General features: G+C 46.8%; 4 protein-coding genes. All 4 read left to right on the forward strand.

Features of this window, described 5'->3' with window-relative positions:
• Positions 1-403 (forward strand): GDP-mannose 4,6-dehydratase (locus tag ACESLU_RS13965; RefSeq protein ID WP_372639243.1); only part of this gene is annotated, 403 nt, incomplete at its 5' end.
• Positions 372-1,772, forward strand: a complete 1,401-nt coding sequence (locus ACESLU_RS13970; protein WP_372639245.1) for a nucleotide sugar dehydrogenase — start codon at positions 372-374, stop codon at positions 1,770-1,772. The genes ACESLU_RS13965 and ACESLU_RS13970, both read left to right, overlap by 32 nt.
• A gap of 194 nt (positions 1,773-1,966) precedes the next feature.
• Positions 1,967-2,197: a glycosyltransferase family 2 protein gene (locus ACESLU_RS13975; RefSeq protein WP_372639246.1), complete on the forward strand. Its 231-nt coding sequence runs from the start codon at positions 1,967-1,969 to the stop codon at positions 2,195-2,197.
• Between the two features lie 31 nt (positions 2,198-2,228).
• A partial coding sequence (locus ACESLU_RS13980) for an NAD(P)H-binding protein (protein ID WP_372639247.1) occupies positions 2,229-2,668 on the forward strand: 440 nt, incomplete at its 3' end.

Consider the following 2,668-nt stretch of genomic DNA (forward strand, 5'->3'; position numbering starts at 1 on the left):
GGGACATGCGAAAGATTATATCGAGGGCATGTACCTGATGTTGCAGCAGGAAGAGCCTGAAGACTTTGTGCTGGCTACGGGAAAAACCCATACGGTCCGTGATTTCTGTGAACGCGCCTTCCGGCATACGGGCATTACCCTGGAATGGATAGGGAAAGGGCTTGATGAAAAAGGGATCAACGCCGAAACGGGGGACACTATCATTGAGATCGATCCCCGCTATTTCCGCCCCACTGAAGTGGACTTGCTTATCGGAGATGCCACGCGGGCTCGTGAGGATCTGGGATGGGAACCGAAATTTACTTTTGACGAGCTGATTGAGGATATGATTAGAGAAGACCAACAAGAAATTAACGTAAATAAAGATAAGAATGAAGACTATTCAAGAATTGCGAAGTTCTAAAAATGGATTATATAAATCAGAGAAAAAAGGGGTTGATGACCTTAGAGATAATTTTATAAGCCGTATTGGGGCACGAACGGCTCGAGTGGGTATTGTCGGGCTGGGATACGTGGGACTGCCCCTGTTATGGACGTTTCACGAGGAGGGATTTCCGGTCACAGGTTTTGATGTTGACCAGACAAAGACCGATAATTTAACCAGTGGCACCCCCTACATAAAACACCTGGGCAAGGAAATGATGGGTAAGCTTGCAGGGTCTGAAAAGTGTTCGGCCACCGTGGACTTTAGGGGACTTGCGGAAATGGATGTAATTCTAATGTGCGTGCCGACACCGCTGAATGCCTACCGGGAACCGGATATGCAGTATGTGGAACAGACGACCCGTACCATAAGCAAGTATTTACAAAAAGGACAGCTGATCATTTTAGAATCCACGTCCTATCCAGGGACTACCGATGAGCTGATTATTCCCATCCTCGAAAAGACGACAGGTATGACATCGGGAGAAGATTTCTTTGTGGCTTACAGCCCGGAACGCGAAGATCCCGGGAATCCCCAGTTCAATACCGCGGGGATCCCGAAGGTGGTGGGCGCCCACGGTTCGGATGCGCTGGCCATTGCCGCGGAGCTGTACGATAGCATCGTCGTAGAGACGGTTCCCGTTTCCAACAACAGGACTGCCGAAGCGGTAAAGCTGACCGAAAATATTTTTCGTTCGGTAAATATTGCGCTGGTTAATGAACTTAAAGTGGTATTCAAGGAAATGGATATCGATGTGCACGAAGTGTTGGATGCGGCGGCGACCAAGCCCTTTGGGTTTATGAAGTTTACCCCGGGTCCGGGTTTGGGGGGGCACTGTATCCCCATCGATCCCTTTTACCTGACCTGGAAAGCCAGGGAATTTGAACAGCACACGCGCTTTATTGAGCTGGCGGGCGAGATCAATACGAGTATGCCAGACTATGTGATAGAGCAAACGATCAAGGCAATGAATGCTCATCAGCTCCCGCTCAATGACAGTAATATCTTGATTATCGGTCTGGCCTATAAGCCGGATGTAGACGATTTGCGGGAGTCGCCTACCTTCAAGCTGATGGATCTGCTCAGTGAATATGAAGCGAATGTGTCGTACCATGATCCCTATATCCCGAGAATACATGAAACCCGGGAGCATGCCGAGTGGACCGGGTTGGAAAGCGTAACGTGGGATAAAGAAACCATTTCCGACTTTGACGCGGTCATCATCTCAACGAATCATTCCGATATCAATTACCAGCAGCTGGCGGACTGGAATGATCTCATTATTGATACCAGGAATGCTATGAAAAAGATAGAACCAAAGAACGAAAAGCAGATCTGGAAAGCATAGGCTCGGAAAATAAATAGGTAGAAATCAGGGAACTTTTTAGATGCAGGGACATATCAAAGGGTGGAGATGGTCGGCACTTGAATGGCGGGAATAAAATTACGTACGCCGATTCAAAAAGCGGGTCACCTAATCAAGGGGGCCTTGACTGTTGACATCATGCATTCGAATAAGAGAGGGATACACCTACTATGCCTATGAGTAAAGCTAATCCCAAGGTATCCGGCATTGTACCTGCGTATAATGCTGAAGATTATATCGGGGAGACTATTCAGTCCGTGATGGAACAATCATACGGGAACTGGGAATTGTTGCTGGTGGACGATGGAAGTACAGACCGGACGAAAGAGGTTATACAAAAATACCTGAGTTATAAGGAAAACCTTTTCCATCAATTTTCTGTTCCTTTTCCGGGTACCGGTAAATGAATTTCCGGCGCCGGCAATTTTCATACATAAAATGAAGATACTACTTACAGGAACAACCGGGTACATCGGCCAACGGCTGCTCCCTGCCCTACTCGATGCAGGGCATGAAGTGGTTTGTTGTGTGCGCGACAAAAAACGTTTTGATGTTAAAAAATACACTGACCACAAAGTAACGGCAGTTGAAGTTGATTTTCTCAAAGAAGAAACGTTACGCAATATTCCATCTGATATAGATGCTGCATACTATCTCATTCATTCTATGTCAGCATCAATCGACAAGTTTGAACAGATGGAAGCAACGTCAGCTGAAAACTTCAAAATCCGCCTTGAGCAGACCGGGGTAAAGCAGGTTATTTACCTTGGGGGCATTGTAAATGAGAAAAAGCTGTCAAAGCATCTGGCATCAAGAAAGCGGGTGGAGGAAATTCTCAGGCAAGGGAATTATAATCTTACCACCTTAAGAGCGGGAAT

It is taken from the genome of Fodinibius sp. (genome assembly GCF_041642155.1).
Classification (GTDB): Bacteria; Bacteroidota; Rhodothermia; order Balneolales; family Balneolaceae; genus Fodinibius.